General features: G+C 42.3%; 13 protein-coding genes and 1 tRNA gene. 13 read left to right on the top strand and 1 reads right to left on the bottom strand.

The features are described from left to right. The first annotated feature begins 37 nt into the window (after window positions 1-37). From PMEL_RS06375 to PMEL_RS06365, 3 genes are all read left to right on the top strand, one after another. Window positions 38-2008: an AAA domain-containing protein gene (locus tag PMEL_RS06375; protein WP_120174474.1), complete on the top strand. Its 1971-nt coding sequence runs from the start codon at window positions 38-40 to the stop codon at window positions 2006-2008. Window positions 2009-2163: 155 nt separating this feature from the next. Further along, window positions 2164-2577: a hypothetical protein gene (locus tag PMEL_RS06370; RefSeq protein ID WP_120174473.1), complete on the top strand. Its 414-nt coding sequence runs from the start codon at window positions 2164-2166 to the stop codon at window positions 2575-2577. A 75-nt stretch (window positions 2578-2652) separates the two neighbouring features. Then, window positions 2653-3942, top strand: coding sequence for a serine dehydratase subunit alpha family protein (locus tag PMEL_RS06365; protein ID WP_120174472.1), 1290 nt, complete (start codon window positions 2653-2655; stop codon window positions 3940-3942). Window positions 3943-4108: 166 nt separating this feature from the next. Here the strand turns inward: PMEL_RS06365 and ribD are convergent, their stop codons facing one another. Then, window positions 4109-5227 carry a bifunctional diaminohydroxyphosphoribosylaminopyrimidine deaminase/5-amino-6-(5-phosphoribosylamino)uracil reductase RibD gene (gene ribD, locus PMEL_RS06360; RefSeq protein ID WP_120174471.1) on the bottom strand — a complete coding sequence of 373 codons (1119 nt, stop codon included), beginning with the start codon at window positions 5225-5227 and terminating at the stop codon, window positions 4109-4111. A gap of 27 nt (window positions 5228-5254) precedes the next feature. On the opposite strand from ribD, the gene prmC reads away from it, so the two are divergent. The 10 genes from prmC (at window position 5255) to PMEL_RS06310 (ending at window position 13151) form a co-directional block, all read left to right on the top strand. Next, a complete protein-coding gene (gene prmC, locus PMEL_RS06355; protein ID WP_120174470.1) occupies window positions 5255-6118 on the top strand; it encodes a peptide chain release factor N(5)-glutamine methyltransferase in 864 nt (287 codons plus the stop codon). Then, window positions 6115-6633, top strand: coding sequence for a regulatory protein RecX (locus PMEL_RS06350; protein ID WP_120174469.1), 519 nt, complete (start codon window positions 6115-6117; stop codon window positions 6631-6633). The genes prmC and PMEL_RS06350 overlap by 4 nt, the downstream gene beginning before the upstream one ends. Beyond that, window positions 6617-7324 carry a ComF family protein gene (locus PMEL_RS06345; protein WP_120174468.1) on the top strand — a complete coding sequence of 236 codons (708 nt, stop codon included), beginning with the start codon at window positions 6617-6619 and terminating at the stop codon, window positions 7322-7324. Before PMEL_RS06350 ends, PMEL_RS06345 begins: the two co-directional genes overlap by 17 nt. Before the next feature lie 384 nt (window positions 7325-7708). After that, window positions 7709-8341 (top strand): orotate phosphoribosyltransferase, encoded by a 633-nt coding sequence (pyrE, locus tag PMEL_RS06340; RefSeq protein WP_120174467.1) that lies wholly within the window; start codon window positions 7709-7711, stop codon window positions 8339-8341. Window positions 8342-8516: 175 nt separating this feature from the next. Further along, on the top strand, window positions 8517-8966 hold the full coding sequence (locus PMEL_RS06335) for an SRPBCC family protein (protein ID WP_120174466.1): 450 nt from the start codon (window positions 8517-8519) through the stop codon (window positions 8964-8966). A 64-nt stretch (window positions 8967-9030) separates the two neighbouring features. Further along, the gene (locus PMEL_RS06330; RefSeq protein WP_120174465.1) at window positions 9031-9615 is read left to right on the top strand and encodes a hypothetical protein; all 585 of its coding nucleotides are present in this window, start codon (window positions 9031-9033) and stop codon (window positions 9613-9615) included. Between the two features lie 115 nt (window positions 9616-9730). Further along, window positions 9731-9816: transfer RNA gene (locus tag PMEL_RS06325), tRNA-Leu, on the top strand. Window positions 9817-9832: 16 nt separating this feature from the next. Beyond that, complete coding sequence (locus tag PMEL_RS06320) at window positions 9833-10828, top strand: TlpA disulfide reductase family protein (RefSeq protein ID WP_120174464.1); 996 nt, start codon at window positions 9833-9835, stop codon at window positions 10826-10828. Window positions 10829-10839: 11 nt separating this feature from the next. Next, window positions 10840-12381 carry a YifB family Mg chelatase-like AAA ATPase gene (locus PMEL_RS06315; protein ID WP_120174463.1) on the top strand — a complete coding sequence of 514 codons (1542 nt, stop codon included), beginning with the start codon at window positions 10840-10842 and terminating at the stop codon, window positions 12379-12381. A gap of 56 nt (window positions 12382-12437) precedes the next feature. Beyond that, window positions 12438-13151 (top strand): DUF4919 domain-containing protein, encoded by a 714-nt coding sequence (locus tag PMEL_RS06310; RefSeq protein WP_120174462.1) that lies wholly within the window; start codon window positions 12438-12440, stop codon window positions 13149-13151. Window positions 13152-14099 lie beyond the last annotated feature (948 nt).

Here is a 14099-nt window from a genome sequence, read left to right as displayed (position 1 = left end):
ACTCGTCAACTCGTTAACTTGTCAACTATAAAAAGATATGCTTCAGGAAAGTCCAATACAACTCTTACAACGTCAGCGTTTACTGCTCCAAATGGAGTATTATGCCGAGAAAGAAGCCTTTAGAAAGCAGACTGAGGCTGCTGGTATGCAGCGGAAAGTGAAGCGAGGTGACGCTTGGTTTCCGTTAAGAGTGGGCAAACGGTTTTATAATGGACTCAACCAACTATGCATTGAGGTATTTCGTACACAGGATGGGGATATCGAGCATAACTTTGAATGTGGTCGTCCGCTTCTTTTCTTTAAGTTCATTGAGACGGAGAAGGGGACTCCCAATAAGTCTGTTCAGCTGAAATACTATGGCTTTACAGGTACAGTATCGTATGTAGAGGGCGACAGAATGGTTGTTGCAGTCCCTGACTCTGCACCCTTATTAGACCTTCAATCAGCTTCAGAGCAGATTGGATGTCAATTAGGTTTTGATGAAACGAGCTATCAGATGATGTTCGATGCGTTAGACCGTACCATGAAAGCAAAAGGAAATAGGCTGGCTCATCTTCGTGACTTGTTCTATTCACGACAAAAGGTAGAGAAGTTCTCCTTTGCTCCTATTCGATTACCATGGCTGAATCCAACACAAGAAAAGGCTGTTAATGAGGTGTTATGGGCAAAGGATGTGGCGATAGTTCATGGTCCACCGGGAACGGGTAAGACAACAACATTGGTCGAAGCTATCAACGAAACACTGATGCGAGAGAGTCAGGTGATGGTTTGTGCGCAGAGTAATATGGCTGTTGACTGGATTTGTGAGAAGCTTGTTGACCGTGGTATCAATGTTCTTCGCATTGGTAATCCTACCCGAGTGAATGATAAGATGTTAGGTTTTACATACGAAAGAAAGTTTGAAGCGCATCCTGACTACCCTCAGTTGTGGTCGATTCGGAAGGCTATTCGTGAATTGAGAAACAATAGAAAGAAAGGTTCTGAAAGCTATCATCAGAAGATGGATAGGCTGAAGAGCCGTGCTACTGAGCTTGAGATACGTATCAATGCCGAGTTGTTTGGAGAGGCACGTGTCGTTGCTTCTACCCTCGTTGGTGCAAACAGCAGGATAATGGAAGGTCAGAAGTTCACGACTTTGTTTATCGATGAGGCTGCACAAGCCCTTGAAGCGGCCTGCTGGATAGCTATTCGCAGGGCATCGAGAGTTGTCTTTGCGGGTGATCATTGCCAACTTCCACCGACGGTAAAAAGCATAGCAGCCTTGCGTGGAGGATTGGGTAAGACACTGATGGAACGCATCGTAGAGAATAAACCAGAGGTTGTAACGCTGTTGAAGGTGCAGTATCGAATGAATGAAGAGATTATGCGCTTCTCATCCGATTGGTTCTATGGCGGACAGGTGGAAACCGCTCCGCAGATTAAATACCGTGGCATCCTTGATTATGACAATCCAATGGTATGGATTGATACGTCAAATGAAGCGGTCGTTTCATCGTATGATTTGACGGAAAGTGAAGCTAATTCAGGTCCTTCTCAGTCAAATAACGAAAAGGAAAACGCCTTCCATGAGCAGTTTGTTGGTTCTTCTTTTGGACGTATTAATAAAGGAGAAGCAGAGCTAACACTCAAGACTTTAAAGGATTATTTCACTAAGATTGGCAAGCATAGAGTGTTGGAAGAGCGGATAGATGTGGGAGTAATCTCTCCTTATCGTGCTCAAGTGCAGTATCTCCGTAGCTTGATTAAGAAGCGAGAGTTCTTCAAGCCCTATCGAAGTCTTATCAGTGTGAACACTGTTGACGGCTTTCAAGGACAGGAACGTGACGTGATACTCATTTCTCTTGTGCGTTCCAATGATGATGGTCAGATAGGTTTTTTACGTGATTTACGTCGTATGAACGTGGCTATAACACGTGCCAGAATGAAGTTGATAATCCTTGGTAATGTCCAAACAATGACCCAACACGAATTCTATAAGAAGCTGTGGGAAAGTCTTCCGCAGTCCTAAAAGTGTCTATTCTATTAGCCCAATTGGCCTTATTAGGCTAATTGGGCTAATTCTTTATACCCCCAATCCTAAAATATTTTTTATTTAATTACACACTGAAAAGTGGATTTATATCAATTTTTTATTTACTTTTGTGTCATAAAAGGAAATCTACTATGTTACAACGAGATTATTTTATTCGCTTGATAGAGGAATTCAATGCTGCTATTTCGCGCTTTCTTTCGAAGAAAGATGATGACTTAAAGCTGGATAAGGACTTGAAAGACCTTTATAGACAGTATGTTGGAGAGTATGATGATTTACGTAATCTCTCCGTTGACGAGCTGTTGAAATACGCTAAGGAGCAGTGGGATGAGGCTGAGCGAATAGATAAAATAAATATGGTTGCAGAGTTGCTACATGCTGAGGCAAGCTATAAAGGGCAACCTTTGCGCCAAATACTGTTGGAAAAAGCATACGCTTTATTTTATTATGTTGAGGCGAATGGCTCAACATTCTCTATCGACCGACATCAAAAGATGGAGGCTATGCGACAAGAGTTAGGTAATAAGCTCTCTCAAATAGATTGATGTTTGAGCGGGTAGATACGAAGGAGAATTATTTAATATCATAATAATATCAAGCTAAACCTAAATCACATCATTATGCTTGAGAAGAACATTAGAGAACAGATTATCGAGTTGATACACCAGCAGGTAGTACCTGCTGTTGGTTGTACAGAGCCAATGGCTGTGGCGTTGTGTACTGCACACGCTACAGAGTTGTTAGGTCAGAAACCAGAACATATTAGCGTGTTGCTCTCTGCTAATATTCTGAAGAATGCGATGGGAGTCGGTATTCCTGGCACGGGAATGATTGGATTGCCTATTGCTATTGCCCTCGGTGCTTTGGTGGGTAAGTCAGAATATCAGTTGGAGGTTATCAAGGACCTCACACCTGTTACTTTGGAGGCTGGCAAGACATTTATCAGTGAGAATCGAATTGATGTCAAACTGAAGGACGGTATCACCGAGAAACTATACATAGAAATCACTTGTGAGGCTGAGGGACATCGTGCCACAGCCATCATCATGGGTACCCATACGAATATTGTTTTTGAGGAGAAGGATGGTACTGTTTTGCATGATAAGATGCAACCCAGTGCTGCTGCTGTTGAAACAGCACCCCTCTGTCTGAACCTCAATAAGGTATGGGAGTTTGCAACAACTACTCCTATCGATGAGATTGAGTTTATCCTTGAAGCAAAGCGTTATAATCTTCGTGCTGCTGCTGAGGCTTTGAAGGGAAATTACGGACATTGTTTGGGAAAGATAATGGACCGTCCTTTGAGTCGTGGAATCTTTGGTAACAGCATTTTCTCACACGTTATTGCGAAGACCGCTTCAGCCTGCGATGCCCGTATGGGTGGTGCTTTGATTCCAGTGATGAGTAATAGCGGTTCTGGAAATCAGGGTATCTGTGCAACCAATCCAGTGGCTGTTTTTGCGAAGGAGAATGAGAATACACGTGAGGAACTTATCCGCGCACTCACCTTGAGTCATCTCACAGCCATCTACATCAAGCAGAGTCTTGGTGCACTCTCAGCCCTTTGTGGTTGTGTCGTAGCAAGTATTGGTTCCAGTTGTGGTATTACTTATCTGATGGGAGGCAATTATACCAATGTTTGTCATTCGGTAAAGAACATGATAGCCAACCTTACTGGTATGATTTGCGATGGTGCGAAGCCAAGTTGTTCACTAAAGATTTCATCGGGTGTGTCAACAGCTATCCTTTCAGCAACACTTTCCATGGAGGGCAAACACGTAACGTCTGCAGAGGGAATCATTGACGAAGATGTTGATAAGTCTATCCGAAACCTTACAAGCATTGGTAAGGAAGCGATGTGTATTACCGATGATATGGTGTTGAATATTATGACGCATAAGTGCAATTAAAAAGACTATTGCACCCCAACTCAGTCTTATTGTCGAATTATTTTCATGAAAAGAAATATTTTTTGTCGTGAAAATAAATATTTATCTTCATGAAAAGAAATTCTTTTTTTCATGAAGATAAATTGTTTTTAGCCGTTTTGTAGTACTGAATGGATGCCATTTCATCCTACGCTCGTTCGTATGTTACAATCGTATTAACATACTTCTCTACCTTTACAACACGTATATTCTCTGGGAGTTTTGGTGCTTCTACACCTTCGTTAACCGTGAAAGGAGCCGATTCTATGCGTATCTCGTCCCATAGTCCAGCATCTAAAAAACTCTGTAAGGTTTTTGCACCACCTTCCACGATGAGACTTTGCTTCTTTTCAGCATAGAGATGCGACAGCACTTCAGCAGGTGTTGCGTATTCTCCCTCCTTTGTCGGCCGACTTGTCAGCACTAACTTCTCTGGATTTGGACCGCTCCATTCCCTCACCGTCAGCTGTGGTTGTTCTAATTCTTCCGTTGTTTTCCCAACGAGAATCGCATCATTCTCAGCCCTCATCTTATGCACCAACATTTTAGTGAAAGGCGTAGAGATAATCAATGGCTGATAGTCTTTACCCGGCAAGTTGCCAATATAAGCCACGCCAGAGTTATTAGTACAAGTAGTTACACCATCTTTACTACCATTTATAATACTCGCATCATCAGGGGTATCTCGGTGATTACTCCCCTCCCTATGGGGGAGGGGTAAGGGGGAGGGGCTGGCTGGTGTGTTGAATGGCGTGTTGGTTAGTCTACTTTCTGTTTCCGCCCACTTCAATATCACATAAGGTCGTTTATGTGTATTATAAGTAATAAACCGTTTATTCAGTTCTAAACACTCTTTCTCCAATACACCCACGGTCACTTCTATCCCTGCTTCGCGAATCTTCTTCACCCCACGTCCTTGCACTTCAGCAAAAGGATCGATGCAACCGCATACCACACGGTGCACACCCTTACTGATAATCAAGTCGGCACAAGGAGGTGTTTTCCCATAATGAGAGCAAGGCTCAAGACTGACGTACACCGTTGCTTCACGTAGCAAAGTCTCGTCTTCCTTCCTTACAGATGCAAAAGCGTTCACCTCCGCGTGCCCTTTGCCACAACGTACGTGGTAGCCCTCACCAATAATCCTACCCTCCTTGCTCACAATAACCGCCCCGACCATTGGGTTAGGCTTAGCAAGTAGCTGCCCATTGCGTGCTAATTGTAAGCAGCGACGCATGTATTTTTTGTCAGTTTCTTCTTGTTTCATTTCATTAAAATTCCTATCTTTGCAGCTATGACATATCAAGATTTATGGCGCAGACTCACTCCTTTGTATGATGAAGGTGAAGCGCAATCTATCGTTCGGCTTGTATTAGAGGTTCAGTTTGGCATCAAGCTGACCGATATATATACGGGCAAAGTTAATGAATTATCTCGAGAAGCGGAGGAGGAATTAGAGAAAATCATCTCTCGCTTGGAGCGTTCGGAACCTGTACAGTATGTTTTAGGACGTGAAACCTTTTGTGGGCGCACATTTCATGTGGCTCCGGGCGTATTGATTCCACGTCCAGAGACTGAGGTGCTGTGCCGTTGGATAGAAGAGGATAACAACCAATGTTATTGCGCTTTGCAACCTCCTGTACCCCTGCAGGTGTTAGATGTAGGAACAGGCAGTGGTTGTATTGCTGTTACGTTGGCTGCTGACCTACGCAACTCGGCGGTTACAGCGTGGGATATATCGGGTGACGCACTGCTTATTGCACGTGAGAATGTACACCAATGGCAGGTTCGTGTTGAACTAAAAATGGAGGATACGCTTCATCCTTCAGCATCGGCTATGCAGCAGCAATTTGATATTATAGTGAGTAATCCACCTTACATCTGCGACAAAGAACGGACAGAGATGAAGGAGAATGTGCTTGCGTATGAACCAGAAACGGCACTCTTTGTTCCTGATGATGACCCACTACGTTTCTATCGTGCAATAGCTGAATATGGCGTGCAGGCTTTGTCGGCTGATGGTGTGCTTTATTTTGAGACCAACCCATTGTATATTAATGACGTGAAGGAGATGTTAAACGCGTTAGGTTATAAGCGGGTAGAACTGAGAGAAGACCAGTTTGGTAAGCTTCGCTTCACTAAAGCCATCCGACCATGATACAGAAACGGCCGATATTAGAGCCGCAAGCCCTGAAGAAACTTGCCGATTTATGTGCGAAAGGTGAGCATTGCTCTGGTGAGATGTTAGAGAAGATGCGTAAATGGGGACTATCAGAAGATGCGCAAGCACGTATTATGGAGAAGTTGATAACGCTGCATTACGTTGATGATAGCCGTTATACGGAGTCTTTTGTGCATGATAAAATTCGCTATAACAAGTGGGGTAGACGAAAGATTGAGCAGGCTCTGTGGATGAAAAAGGTTGATAATGCCGTCTCATCGCCCATCCTTGATGCGGTAGATGACGAAGAATATCTTGAAGTCTTGCGCCCATTGTTAGCGAGTAAGTATCGTACTATCAAAGCAGAGAGCGACTATGAGCGTTCAATGAAGTTGATAAAGTTTGCCATGGGGCGTGGTTTTACGATGGATTTAATCCGTAGGTGTATAGATGAAGGAGTCGTTGCTGCGGACGATGATGTAGACTTCGTAGACGATGAAACAGACGATTAGTTTATTGGCTCGCCTGATAGACACCCTTGCCCCTCGTCCTTGTACGGTTTGTGGTAGGCGTCTGACCGTTACGGAGGAGGTGATGTGTGCTTGTTGTAATCACTCTCTTCCTCGCACGGGCTATGCAAAATCAGGTTATGACAATAAGCTTGTGCGTCTCTTTTGGGGTAGGATTCCCATAGAGAAAGGTGCTGCTTTCTTCTTTTATAAAGCCCATTCTGACACCAGTCGTTTGCTTTATCAATTGAAGTATGGCGGACATCCTGAGATAGGTGAGCGACTTGGGCGTATTGTTGCAGCAGAGTTTGCACAAGATGGCTTCTTCGATGGGATCACAGCTGTGGTTCCAGTGCCGCTTGCTCGCCAGCGTGAGCGAGAAAGAGGGTATAATCAAAGTGTGGAGATAGCGCGTGGTATCAGTGCAGCAACTGGTTTGCCAGTCTTAGATAAGGTCTTAGAACGTGTTAGTTTTCATGGTAGTCAGACGCAAAAAGGACGTTGGGAACGAAATGAAAACGTAGAAAAAGCCTTCCATCTCCTTGATTCTTCCGCCCTAAATAATCAACACATCTTGTTGGTTGATGATGTTATTACTTCTGGTGCCACCCTTGTTGCTGCTGCCAAAGAAGTTCTTAAAGGAGAGAATGTCAAAGTCAGTGTCCTCTCATTGGGCTTTGCGAATAATGATTAATCAGTATCATTACGCTTCGTACCATTATAGTTAGTCTATGAGTAGTACTCGTCTTTGTAAGTAATTAGTAGTTAATTGTATCTGTCCTGATAGTAGATAAGGTTTTTTCGGTTTGTTTTCTATTGATGTGCGGAGGCTCAACACCATTGGTGCGAAGGCTTAGCACGAATAGTGCGGAGGCTTAACACCACTGCAATATGGAGTCGGAAAAGTAACGTTAGATGGTTGTTAGGAAGAGTTATACTACTCAAAGCAAATAAAACTGTTCTTGTATTTGATAGGAGTATCATCTGTTCTTGTTATCTTCTTTTATAGTCTTTTTATCCTTTAATCTCAGAAAAAATGTGTAAGTTTGCAGTTAGTATATAACCATAAACTATCAAGATGGAAGATTTAAAGAAAGTCTTTGCAGGCAAACTGCTCGGAATTAAAGCTATTAAGTTGCAACCTAACGACCCATTTACATGGGCAAGTGGTTGGAAGTCACCATTCTATTGTGATAACCGCAAGACGTTATCGTTCCACGATGTACGTTCGTTTGTGAAGCTCGAGTTAGTTCATGCTATCCTTGAGAACTTCCCTGAGGCTACGGCAGTGGCAGGTGTTGCTACGGGTGCTATCGCACAGGGTATGCTCGTTGCTGATGAATTGGCATTGCCATACGCATACGTTCGTCCGAAACCAAAGGACCACGGTATGAAGAATCAGATTGAAGGTGAACTCCCTGCAGGCTCTAAGGTTGTCGTTGTAGAAGACCTTATCTCAACTGGTGGCTCTTCTTTGAAAGCTGTTGCTGCACTTCGTGAAGCAGGTTTTGAGGTTGTGGGTATGGTTGCATCTTATACCTATGGTTTCCCAGTAGCTGAGGAGGCGTTCCGTGAGGCTAATGTAAAGCTTGTAACGCTCACCGATTATGAGCATGTTGTAGAGAAAGCACTTGAGACAGGTTATATCAAGGAGTCTGAGGTTTCTATGTTGCATGATTGGCGTAAGGACCCAGCAAACTGGAAAAAGTAATATCTAAGCATTCCACTGGAAGGGAAGTCCTTTCTTTCAAAGGGATTGTTGGTGTATGATATTGTGTAGTGGGCGCATTATTCGTGCGTCCCTACATTTAGATATGTGCTTCTATAACAATTATTTCCGCTTACTTCCAGTCCTTTCCTCCTTAACTTCCCAATAAAAATATTCAATGACAAAGTTTGAAAGTAGCGTAAAGCAGATTCCCCATTCTCAGCAGAGTGTTTACAACACGCTGAGCGATTTAAATAATGTACAGCGTCTGAAGGAGCGTCTTCCAGAAGGTTCTACTGGTAATGATGACATGGATAAGGTCAAAGAAAGATTACAGAATATCACCTTTGATCAGGACTCATTGTCTATGACAGTTGACCCAGTTGGTCAGATTTCTATGCGTATTATTGAGCGCGAAGAACCTAAGACGATTAAGTTTGAGAGTGATAACTCACCCTTATCATTTAATTTCTGGATTCAGATACTGCCTGTAACAGAGTCTTCTTCAAAGATGAAACTCACGATAGATGCCGATATTCCTTTCTTTGCAAAGGGTATGGTGTCAAAGCCTTTACAGGAGGGTATTGAGAAGATTGCCGATGCTTTGGCAATGATTCCATTCGAATAAGACGTTCACCTCCTTCCTAAGGGAGGAGGACTTGATGTTTTTTATATAGATAAAGAAGTAAGGTATGAAGAAGCTTGTTCAGTCTGTTTTGTTAATGCTTATAGTGCTATTGTCATCTTGTGGTGATGTAGTTGACTATGAGTATAGTAGTCATCGTAACTTCTTTACCTTTCACAACGAGACACATCAAGACCCAATCCTTGCAACAGCGATGAATCCTTTGTCGCCAGGTGTGTATTGTACGATAAGAACTAACTTTGTTAGCGGTCGTTATAGTTTCTCTTTTGAGAACAATCAAGGACTGAAATCAAGTGCTCCTGTGTGGTTTGATGGTATTGATCTTAGGTTGGAGAGCTGGAAACATGTGGGTTTGAATAATGGACTCATCGTTGGTTATGGCAACTTGGACAACCCTTCTCCTTTCTATGCTTACGACTTACAGTGTCCTAATTGCTTCAATACCAATGCGCTTCCGCTGCGTTCTTATGAGTTGAAGATAAGCAGTGATGGCTTTGCTACTTGTAGTAATTGTCATCGTAGGTATAACCTTAACACTGGCGGAAATGTTGTCTCTGGCGATAGCGGTAAGAAACTGATGCGCTATCGTGCAAGCAGTACAGGCCCTTATGGCGTGTTGGGGGTAAATTAAGGTAATTAACCTGATTGGACTAATTGGTCCAATAGGCTTAATAAGGCTAATAAATAAAAAAACTTGCAAAACCTTTGCCAGTTCGAAGATTTAGCCTTATCTTTGCAAACGGTTTGCCGCAATGGTGGAATTGGTAGACACGAGGGACTTAAAATCCCTTGGCCAGTAATGGCTGTGCGGGTTCGAGTCCCGCTCGCGGCACTTCTTCTTAAATCCTATGCGCATGAAGCGAATAGCATACATACTTTTGTTCTCCCTGCTGTTAGTTTCTTGTGGTACCCGTAGCGGTTACTTCAAGATGGAGGGACGCTTCTTGCACATGAATCAAGGCGAACTTTATGTATATAGTCCTGATGGTGGTATAGCAGGTTTGGATACCATCAAGATTGAAGCAGGACGCTTTTCTTACGAGAAGCCTTGTAGCAAACCTTCTACACTAATTATCATCTTCCCTAATTATTCCACGCAACCAATCTTTGCCGAATCGGGTGAAGCGGTTGAGGTGAAAGCGGATGCTTCCCATTTGAAAGAGATGGAAGTAGAGGGTACGAAGGATAATGAACTCATGACTAAGTTCCGTAAACAGATAGCAAGTGTTTCTCCTCCAGAGGAGTTGAAGTATGCTATTGCATTCATCAATGATCATCCGGAGTCTGCTGTGAGTGCGTATCTACTTAATCGTTATCTTGTTCAAACAGAGTCTCCTGATTATAAGCAGTCTGCAAAACTTTTACCCTTATTAATAAAAGAGCAGCCTGATAATGCTTCTTTGGGTCGTCTTCAACGACATCTGTCTGAGCTTGGCTCACTGCCAATCGGTAGTAAGATACCTAAGTTTACAGCTAAAGATGTCAATGGAAAGACGGTTAATAATGCGACTTTCCAAGGAAAGGATGTAGTTATTATCAATACTTGGGCGGCTTGGAGTTACGAGAGTCTTGATATCCAGCGAGCACTGAGTGATGCTGTGAAAGCGGGAAAGATGGCTGCTTTGGGTATCTGTGTAGATGCTAACCCTAAGGAGGTTAGACAAGTATTAGAGCGTGATGGGGTTGAGTTTTCCAATGTTTGTGACGGAAAACTACTTAATACACCACTGCTCAAAACCTTTGGTCTTAATACTATACCTGATAATATCGTCATTCGTAACGGGAAAGTGGTAGAAAAGAACATCACTGCTAATACCATCCGTCAGCGTTATGGCGCAGACTAAAAACCAATATCGTGCTTGTAAAGACATTTTGTGCAGCTGTTAACGGAATGGAAGTCACCACCGTGATAGTTGAAGTTAGTATTACGCGGGGCGTATTGTTCCACCTTACCGGTCTTGCAGACGGAGCGGTAAAGGAGAGCCATGACCGTATTGCTGCAGCACTTCTTAATACTGGTTACAAATTTCCTGTAGCCGATATCACCGCCAATCTTGCTCCAGCCGACCTCAAGAAGGAAGGCTCCAGTTTTGATCTCCCATTGGCAATAGCCATCTTGGCTGCCAATGAGAAGATGAGTTGTGACCGTTTGCGAGAGTTTATGCTTGTGGGAGAGTTGAGCCTTGATGGTACTTTACAGCCTGTTAAAGGCATACTACCCATAGCTATTAAGGCTCGTGCCGAGAAGTTTAAAGGTATTATTGTACCGAAAGCTAATGAGCACGAAGCGGCTGTGGTTGACACGTTAGAGGTCTATGGAATGGATAATATCCTACAAGTAATAGACTTTCTTAATGGTACATCAAATCCAGAACCTTGTTTTGTAGATACTCGGAAGGAGTTTTATGAGCATCAATATGCTTTTGACCTCGACTTTGCTGACGTCCGTGGACAAGAGAATGTGAAGCGAGCATTAGAGGTTGCAGCGGCTGGCGGACATAATCTTATCATGGTTGGACCGCCCGGAAGTGGTAAGAGTATGATGGCAAAACGCCTTCCTTCCATTCTTCCTCCTTTGTCTCTTTCAGAGAGTTTAGAAACAACTCAGATTCACTCGATAGCTGGTAAGTTACGTCGTGACACAGGCTTGATTACACAACGTCCTTTCCGTAGCCCTCACCATACTATCTCTGAGGTTGCACTTGTGGGTGGTGGAGCTAATCCAATGCCGGGTGAGATAACCCTTGCACACAATGGAGTGCTCTTCTGTGATGAGTTACCAGAGTTTAATAAGCATACTTTAGAGGTGCTTCGACAGCCTTTGGAAGACCGTCATATAACGATTTCACGTGCCAAGTATACGGTCACTTATCCTTGTAGCTTTATGTTTGTGGCGAGTATGAATCCTTGTCCGTGTGGCTATTTTGCCGATCCTACGCATCATTGCGTTTGTTCACCGGGGCAGATTCAGAAGTATCTTGCCAAGATATCTGGTCCGCTAATGGATAGAATCGACATTCAATGCGAGATTGCCCCTCTCCCCTTCAAAGACATTTCGCAGGCAACACCAGGCGAACCGAGTACTGCTATTCGTGAGCGAGTCATCCGAGCGCGTGCTATTCAGACCGATCGCTTCAGCAGTTATCGTAATATTCATTGTAACGCACAGATGAATGAGCGTATGATTCATGAGTTTGCGGAACCTGATGAAGCTTCTATCAAGTTGCTCCGTGATGCTATGGAACGTTTGAAACTATCTGCTCGTGCTTATAATAGGATTCTAAAGGTAGCGCGTTCGATAGCTGACTTGGAAGAGTCAGAGGCTGTACAAGTGCAGCATATCGCTGAGGCGATAGGATATAGAAACTTGGATAGGAGCGACTGGGCTGAGAGATGAGCTTGCTCTAAAGCCCAAAGACTTAACAACAATACAATAACTAAATACAAAAGAATATGAGAAAATTATGTGTTTTCACATTTTTGCTGTTAGCTATCGCTGTATCAGCACAGACAGACAAGGCATTTATGACTGTCGACTGGGGGAAGATAAAGGCAGAGGTAGAAGCTAACCCGCAGCGTGTGCAGCAGTTAGTCGACATTTTTATCAATGTAGATGCTGATACCACATTGACTGCTGAAGACAAAATTTTGGCTGTTTATGGACGGACTTACCTTAATAATGGTAGAGATTTGTTGATGGAATTTGATATGTCGAAGGCCAGAAATGAAGGTAAGTTTGATAAAGCAGCTGCAATTGCAGACAAAGTTCTTGCCAGCAATCCCCTTAATACAAATGCGATAGTATCTAAGATTTATAATTTTAGGATACTTGTCAATAAAGAACCCGATAAATCATGGATGTTGAACGATAGTCTTAAGGTTTATAGTGTTCGTTTATCGCGCATCCTTGATACTATCTTTATGACTGGCGATGGTAGTAAGGAATATCCTTTCTCTGTAACTACAGTAGGTGATGAATATAATCTTTTACAATTCTTCTTTGGTATTTTTAAAGTTAATGGGCAGTCGGTTGTGGGTACTTGCGACCGTCTCGTTTTGGGTGAAACCAATAAGAATTATTCATCTCCTGATATTTATTTTGATGTAAAACGTGTCTTTGAAATAGAAAAGTCCATGTTCAATTCGCAAGGAGGGGATGGGAAGTAAAGAAGTAAAATGTATAAGGTAATCTTTTCCTTTATCTCTTATAGAAGTATCATAATGTTTAAGTCCCTTCCCATTCGGGGAGGGCTTTTTTGTTGATTTGGTTTTGTATTGTAATAATTTTTCACATCTTGATTTTTAATTGATGCTCTTTTAGCTTTGAAAAGACACCCAGTTGGCTTCGAAAAGATGCCCTTTTGGACGCTAACTAACGCCCTTTTGAAAGCCAATTAAGCACCTTTTGTTTTACTGTTTTGTAAGTCTTTGATTATTTGTTAGTTACGAGTGTGGTTTTTATGACCCCTTTTGGCCCCTTTTTTAGATAAAAACACCCTTTGTTTTGTAAATAAATTTCAGTAATACTCGATAGTTTTTCTACTAACTAATACGTGTCTTTTATATCTGCAGAAGATTGACTCTTGGGAGGCAGCAACAATCTTTTATTACACAAATAAGGCTTTTTGAGAATATTCTAAGGATAAACGAGATATGATGTATTGCTTTTTAAAGTTTGTTTCGTCAAATAAGTTTTCTCTGTTCAATATTATATATAGCAAGAAAACTTCAATTTTTGCCCATTTCATCGATAGTTTTAAGGGTTATTGTAGTCTTACTTCAATATAGAGCAAAGGATTTTCTGCTTATTTCTAAACAGATTAATGCAAGGAATAAACTGCCGTAGAAAAGCGTGATTAGGATTCTTTTCGTACACACTTAAAGTCTTTTTAGATGTCAACACTTGTTGTTGAAGCTTATAATGGTTGTGGTATTTATTTGTATATTACTAACTCTAACTTACTGATAATCAGTAGAGAGTATTTGTAATTTCTTCTCACTTCCTTTTATTATCTATTATAAAGGCTTATTTTCGTGTATCTTTGCATACACCTTTTAGAAAAAGGAGTTTCCGTTACAAAGACAGGAAATAATTTTAAAAACATAAATCAAATC

This window comes from Prevotella melaninogenica (assembly GCF_003609775.1).
Classification (GTDB): domain Bacteria; phylum Bacteroidota; class Bacteroidia; order Bacteroidales; family Bacteroidaceae; genus Prevotella; species Prevotella melaninogenica_A.
Note: the sequence above shows the minus strand (reverse complement) of the source record. Positions and strands in the feature narration are given on the sequence as shown.